The following is a 5,282-nucleotide window of genomic DNA, read 5'->3' as shown; positions in this document are numbered from 1 at the left end:
ACGGCAGGTTGTACGCCATCGATGCGGACCATCTGAACACGCCGAGACGCCTGACCAACACGCAGGGCCAAGTGGTGTGGCAATGGCTGATCACGGGGTTTGGGGAAGCGAACCCGACGACTGGGGCAACCGGCTACGCACAGAGCGGGCAGGGCAGTTCCAACTATGCGGAAGCCATCAAGTTCGACCTGCGGTATCCGGGGCAGGTGTTCGATGAGGAGACAGGCCTGAACTACAACCTGAACCGCTCCTATGACCCGCCTTCGGGGCGGTACTTCCAGGCGGACCCGATCGGGCTGGATGGGGGGTGGAATCGCTTTGGGTATGTGGGTGGCGATCCTCTGAATGCGATAGATCCGCAGGGACTGAATGCGGTACTGATCGCCAACAGAGCAGCGGCGTGGGTGCAAAGTGCCTACTACCGGTATGGCCCAGCTATCACAGAATTCATTGCTGGGGCATCGGGTGTCAACGGAGCCGTGGTATCTCCGATGAGCCCGTTGGTGGCGCAGATTCCGACAACAGTTTCGCGAATGACGCCAGTTGCTAGAGCGGTAGCAGAGGGCGTGGAGTCAGGTGGATTTTGTTCCGCCAATGGAGTCGCTCAAAGTGTTGCAAATGGCCCTCGTCTGGCTCAACAACTTGCTTACAGTGAGGCTGCATCGATTTTTACTAGTGGAGGATTGCGAGCTGATGTAATAGCTACATCTAAAGTGGCGATTCCAGGAGGGCAACTGCAAAATCCTGTCCTCGTTCGCACGCTAACATCAGAAGGAGGGCTTATTAATGACTGGGCAAAAATGACTACACAAAGCTATAACAGCCCTTCAGGGCCGTTTCAAGTGCATTTTTATCAAAATCTGAAAACAGGCGCATTATATTTTTCAGATGATTTTAAAGTCATATTTAATCATAATGGGGGTTGGTGATGAAAGTGCGCTTGCGAGAAGGTGTTAATGTTCAAGAAAATGGTTTAAATGGTTGGATTTTTGCTGAAAAAATATACCCCGTGATTTCTATTGAGCAGTATAGTTCAGAAGAGATCGGGTTCCGGGTGGTTAGTGAAGACAGCGAACAGCCTGTAGTTTTCAAAGCTTCCTTCTTTGATATTGTTGATAATATTTTTCCGGTAAATTGGAGGATCCTTGCGGTTCAGTTTGGTTTCGTTCACTTGGGCCCTGAAGAATTCGGCAGACCCTTTTTTTGGGAGCATTATTTTGATAAGGATCCCGAGGTACTTAGTTTGTATCGAAAAGCTATTGCCGAGATGGTTTATTAAAATTCCGATTGGTGGATTTGAAAATCACTAAGAATTTTCTGTGCGAATCTCTCTGCGATGTGATTAATAATATCTGAAGCTCAGACAATACGAGTATGAAGCCATACCAGCCTGGGCCTTTAACAACGCCACCGAGCGGACGCACAAACGCAAGTTATTTGATGCGATGGAGTTGGTGCTGCCTTGGAAAGCACTGGTTTCGCTGACAGAGCCCTACACGGCCGAAGGTGGCACGGCAGCACCGTGACGGGCCAATACGCCGGTCGCACAGACAGCGCGGCACCGCCGGAAGATGGACAGCACCGAAGTGATCTACCTGCCCACGGCAGCAGGACCGATGTCTGTAGCGGCGCAGATCAACGGAAGGCTGTACGCCATTGATGCCGACCACCTGTACACGCCGAGAAGGCTGACGAACACGCAGCGGAAAGGTGGCTTGGCAGTGGCTGATCACGGGGTTTGGAGAGGTTAATCCGACGACCTAGGCGACCAATTACTCACAAAGCGGGCAGGGCAGTGCAGCCTATGCAGAAGCCGTGAAGTTCGACCTGCGGTATCCGGGGCAGGTGCTCGATGAGGAGACAGGGCTGAACTACAACCTGAACCGGTCCTATGGCCCGCCTTCGGGGCGGTACTTCCAGGCCGACCCGATTGGATTGGATGGGGGGTGGAATCGGTTTGGTTATGTGGGCGGGGATCCGCTCAATGCGATAGACCCGCAGGGATTGAACGCGGTCGTAATCGCGAACAGAGCAGCGGCATGGGTACAGGGTGCCTATTACCGGTACGGCCCAGCCATCACTGAATTCATTGCTGGCGCGTCCGGTGTCAACGGGGCAGTGGTTTCTCCGATGAACCCATTGGTGGCACAGATTCCGACAACAGTGTCGCGAATGACTCCAGTCGCCAGAGCGGTAGCGGAGGGCATTGAGTCAGGCGGGTTTTGTGCGGCAAATGATGTTGTAGCCGCTGCAAGATATTTTGAAGGTACAAGATACAGTGAGCGAGTGTTAGGGCAAATAAAATCAGGCGATTTCCATGGCTTCACGCGTAGTGTTGAGGCATTTGCTCAATATGGAAAGGTGTCGGTTGTAACTCAACCAAGTACAGGTCTTTCGAAGGAGATGCTAAATATTACTGGATCGTATCGAGGTGTCCAAGGCACCTTCGAATTTATTAAACATGAATCCGGTGTCATCTATCACCGATTGTTCAGGCCTGATTAACAATGAATAGCTCAATAAAAATTCCCGATGCTTTCTTTTTGATTTTTGAACAAGAGGGGATTTCCCTTGAAAATGAAGGTGTAAAAGAAATTGCACTGCCTCCAGATGCTGCCGTTCGAGCCATTGAAATTCTACGGATAGCCCGAGTAGCGATTAAAGGTGGCGAAGTTTGGGAGAAATTCGGTGACAGATTCAAACCTACTTATGACGGTTGGAATTTAGAGAGAGAAGATTGTCGCAATGAAGATGACTATGTAGAGGCATCGCTAGAAGCAGCTAAAAAATTAGCAATATTTTATATGTCTCAAAAAGGAGATTTTTATATTACTATAGGGCTTTGATGGGTCGATTTATTTGACTTGGTTGCTAAGGTTTTGTATTTCTATGAAATTACTTGGTAATTTTCTTAAAAATGCCGGATTTATATGGTGGTTGGTGAGATGCGGTTTATGTTTCCGGCTAATGGGATGATGTGTTATGAAACGTATTGCTGCAAAAATAAATCTTTTCAGTAATTTTGATGGTGGGCGTGCCCAGCCAATACCTGATACGACTTTCGGCTGCCCAATTTTTTTTGAAAACATACCCGAACTCTCAAGTCATGCATACGACTGTCGTTTGCTTATGTCTGAGTATGGGATGTCAATATCTCCAGGCGAATCCGCCGAGCCTGTCTCAATAATTTTTCTTTCTCATGATGAGGTGCTATCATATGCAAAAGTTGGGGCAAAATTTAATTTATGGGAGGGGGAAATAATGGGGAAGGGTGAAATTCTGAAAATAGAGTGATATGCCTGATTAAATGTAATTTAACTGCTTTTTAAGATGGATGGGTTATGGGTGATTATAATCTTAAAAACATTAATTCTGGCGTCGTCACGAAATTGCATTGGTTAATTGATGAGCCGACAAAAAATCCCACTGCTAGATTAACATGCTACAGAGAAAAAGGGGGCTTGGATGACTTATTTAGTGTTTTTGTTAAATTCGAATCCCCTAAGGAATCAAATGGAGTGTGGCAAATTGCGAAAATATTTGCATTAGTAAAAGAAATGGAGCCAAGGCTTGTTTCTGGTGATGGGCAACTAATTATTACAGCTGGAATGATTCCAGTGGCAGTTGCCAAAGTACTGTGGGAATGTTGCGAGCCAATTTAACGCAGCAATAGTTGTAAATGGGCAGGAAAGCGCGTACTGCTGAAAACTGGAGCGCAACAACGCCATCGACAACACCAAACGGCTGTGTGGGCGGGAATCCGCTGAACTTTGCCGGTCCAAAGGGACTGCAAGCGATCCACTTGCCACCTCTGTTAATTCCTGGCGTGCGAAATCCATCAGTGGATGCGCAGCGCGAATTAGCAGATAGGCTAAGTTGTACATTTAAAAATGATGACGAGACGAATGTCAGACCTATATTCCGATACAACCCAATAACTGGCGATTGCGACTCGAGCCGAACTTCAGGTACCGATACTCCGGAGCGCAACGTAAGAAACCGAGGCTATGGATAGCCGCTGCTGAATGCAGAAGGATTCTTGTACCCGTGCTGGATCGTTCGTCTACAAATTACAACGCTATCCGAGGGCGTGAGCAGCAACTCATCGATATCAATGGCGGAGCACAGAGTGGCGGCGGAGATTCGAGAAATAAGGTCAATGGGATTAGCCCTTGGAACCCGCGTGGCCCACTTAGGTATATTCCGGCTGCAAATGCTGAGTTTGGGCAGTCGGTGGCTTCAGGTCGTTGCACTTGCCAGTAAATAAGGAAAAAGGATTATGGGAGGCAATTCCTTATCTATCGAAGACTATAGATTGCTCAAGGTTTTTCTTGATCTGGAGTTTGAGTTTTATGCACCAAAGTATCCGACTACGCCGCAGGAAACTCCGTCGCAGTTCTTGGAAAAAATAGAGGCAACTTCTCTCGCCAATGCTAAGAAAGGTTTAGAGATGGCGCTCAACGACTAAGACTCGCGAAGCAGTTAACTTTCGAATCTGCTCATTCGCCATTCTTTAAATGGTAATCTTACAAAAAATGCGATTGCTTCTGCTCAGCCAATAGCAAGCCGTGGACCAGGCCGTCTAAATAATTCAGCTATTTCTGCTGGATTTGGTAAATATTCTACTGAGACTTTTCAAAGCCCTTCTGGTAACTTTCAAGTGCATTTCTACATGAATCCTTCCAGTGGAGAGGTTTTTTATGGATTGGATTGCAAGGTTATATTTAAAAATATGTCGGGAGTAGTGCGATGAAAGTTAAGTGTGTTTGTCTTTTGGATCATGAGGGGAATGCTATTTCCTCCTCTCCATGGTTAAACATAGGAGCAACTTACCATGTGCTGTCAATATTTATTGATGGCAAGGGTGGCAGAAGGTTTTGGGTAAATTATCAAGATCAGAATGAATGGCCCCGCGTTGTTGAGCACCGCGCTGAGTGCTTTCAGATTGTGAGCACCGTCGTTCCCTCCAATTGGCGTTTGTGGATTCACGAGAGTTCGGCAATGGGTATTTCTCCTTTCTCATGGCAAAGTTCTGAATTTACTGAGGCCCTTCTTGAGCATGATGCAAAAGCTTATTCAATTTTTGAGTATGAGAGAGAGATTATTTTGAATGAAGATCCTTAAGTGATTTTTCCGTTGCAATATCCAATCGGACCCCGCTGGGCCAGGCCACCGGCTGGCAATGGCCCGGGTTCGTGCAGACCCCCGGCAACCCCGCGCCGCTGGCAGAGCAGCGCAGCTACACCAGCGCGGGCCAGCTGGCCGCCAGCGCCCTGCTGCAA

At 47.8% G+C, this 5,282-nt stretch carries 8 protein-coding genes; all 8 read left to right on the top strand.

All coding sequences use genetic code 11. From position 1 onward, the window contains the following. Positions 1 to 929 (top strand): RHS repeat-associated core domain-containing protein (locus AVME950_RS24170; protein WP_284431725.1); only part of this gene is annotated, 929 nt, incomplete at its 5' end. Then, positions 929 to 1,279, top strand: coding sequence for a hypothetical protein (locus AVME950_RS24165; protein ID WP_284431724.1), 351 nt, complete (start codon positions 929 to 931; stop codon positions 1,277 to 1,279). The genes AVME950_RS24170 and AVME950_RS24165, both read left to right, overlap by 1 nt. A 536-nt stretch (positions 1,280 to 1,815) precedes the next feature. Continuing rightward, on the top strand, positions 1,816 to 2,505 hold the full coding sequence (locus tag AVME950_RS24160; RefSeq protein WP_284431723.1) for an RHS repeat-associated core domain-containing protein: 690 nt from the start codon (positions 1,816 to 1,818) through the stop codon (positions 2,503 to 2,505). Positions 2,506 to 2,507: 2 nt separating this feature from the next. Continuing rightward, positions 2,508 to 2,846 (top strand): Imm40 family immunity protein, encoded by a 339-nt coding sequence (gene imm40, locus AVME950_RS24155; protein ID WP_284431722.1) that lies wholly within the window; start codon positions 2,508 to 2,510, stop codon positions 2,844 to 2,846. Positions 2,847 to 2,982: 136 nt separating this feature from the next. Further along, the gene (locus AVME950_RS24150) at positions 2,983 to 3,294 is read left to right on the top strand and encodes a hypothetical protein (RefSeq protein WP_284431721.1); all 312 of its coding nucleotides are present in this window, start codon (positions 2,983 to 2,985) and stop codon (positions 3,292 to 3,294) included. A 47-nt stretch (positions 3,295 to 3,341) separates the two neighbouring features. Beyond that, complete coding sequence (locus AVME950_RS24145; RefSeq protein WP_284431720.1) at positions 3,342 to 3,662, top strand: hypothetical protein; 321 nt, start codon at positions 3,342 to 3,344, stop codon at positions 3,660 to 3,662. A gap of 617 nt (positions 3,663 to 4,279) precedes the next feature. Next, the gene (locus AVME950_RS24140) at positions 4,280 to 4,468 is read left to right on the top strand and encodes a hypothetical protein (RefSeq protein ID WP_284431719.1); all 189 of its coding nucleotides are present in this window, start codon (positions 4,280 to 4,282) and stop codon (positions 4,466 to 4,468) included. A 281-nt stretch (positions 4,469 to 4,749) separates the two neighbouring features. Continuing rightward, on the top strand, positions 4,750 to 5,124 hold the full coding sequence (locus AVME950_RS24135) for a hypothetical protein (protein WP_284431718.1): 375 nt from the start codon (positions 4,750 to 4,752) through the stop codon (positions 5,122 to 5,124). Positions 5,125 to 5,282 lie beyond the last annotated feature (158 nt).

Source organism: Acidovorax sp. SUPP950 (assembly GCF_030158935.1).
Classification (GTDB): Bacteria; Pseudomonadota; Gammaproteobacteria; order Burkholderiales; family Burkholderiaceae_C; genus Paracidovorax.
The sequence above is the reverse complement of the archived record's forward strand: the minus strand, read 5'-3'. Positions and strand labels throughout refer to the sequence as shown.

Bases quoted from the DNA above. Each gene is read 5' to 3' on its own strand.
- AVME950_RS24165 (WP_284431724.1), top strand. From the start codon at position 929: ATGAAAGTGCGCTTGCGAGAAGGTGTTAATGTTCAAGAAAATGGTTTA.
- imm40 (WP_284431722.1), top strand. From the start codon at position 2,508: ATGAATAGCTCAATAAAAATTCCCGATGCTTTCTTTTTGATTTTTGAA.
- AVME950_RS24150 (WP_284431721.1), top strand. From the start codon at position 2,983: ATGAAACGTATTGCTGCAAAAATAAATCTTTTCAGTAATTTTGATGGT.
- AVME950_RS24145 (WP_284431720.1), top strand. From the start codon at position 3,342: ATGGGTGATTATAATCTTAAAAACATTAATTCTGGCGTCGTCACGAAA.
- AVME950_RS24140 (WP_284431719.1), top strand. From the start codon at position 4,280: ATGGGAGGCAATTCCTTATCTATCGAAGACTATAGATTGCTCAAGGTT.
- AVME950_RS24135 (WP_284431718.1), top strand. From the start codon at position 4,750: ATGAAAGTTAAGTGTGTTTGTCTTTTGGATCATGAGGGGAATGCTATT.